Annotated in this window: 1 protein-coding gene; it reads right to left on the bottom strand. The window is 43.8% G+C overall.

The window, feature by feature from the left end:
* Positions 1-169: 169 nt before the first annotated feature.
* Positions 170-632 (bottom strand): transposase (locus tag ACTQ16_RS16725; RefSeq protein ID WP_441938564.1); only part of this gene is annotated, 463 nt, incomplete at its 5' end.

Genomic DNA, 632 nt, shown 5'->3' with positions numbered 1-632 from the left:
CCTAAAATCCGCAAGCAATCTCAATGACAATCTCAATTGCAGTAAAGAGCTTGAACACTATGCATCATGATAGTATGAGCGTGAATTTTGTCCGATTTGTGCACACCATCCCCTTACCCCACGATGCGACTTGAGGTAATACGCAGATTAAAACCATAAGGAACGGATTTTATCCGAATCCAGTTTTGAAAGGTCTTACATAAGCCCGATTTTCAGTATAGATATTCAGCACGTATTGCCTTGCTGTCATGATCCACTTGGCAGGTACGGAGATGAAGCTGAAGACAAAAGCCTTTATGCGACTCGTTTCCTTGAGCCCAAAAGCCTTGGTGTCAAGCCTGCTCATGATGGTCTTATAGAAATTGTGTATCAATGCAGTAAGCAGAAGAAAGACAGTATTCTCCGCCATGAATGACTTGGGGAGCCTGCTCCAACCGAATCCGTTGTTCATATCATCGAATATACGCTCTTTGCCCCCACGCTTGTTGTAAAATTCGACGATGTCTCTTGTTGATGAGTCGTAATCGTTGGTAAGAATGCATCTGTAGGTGTATTCACCTTCCCACAAGTCAAGCTCTCCATCCATGCGCTTTTGTCTCTGAATGACAAGACGATAGCACTTGCCTTCCCAT

This window comes from Prevotella sp. LCP21S3_D2, from assembly GCF_052118345.1.
Taxonomy (GTDB): Bacteria; Bacteroidota; Bacteroidia; order Bacteroidales; family Bacteroidaceae; genus Prevotella.
Note: the sequence above shows the minus strand (reverse complement) of the source record. Positions and strands in the feature narration are given on the sequence as shown.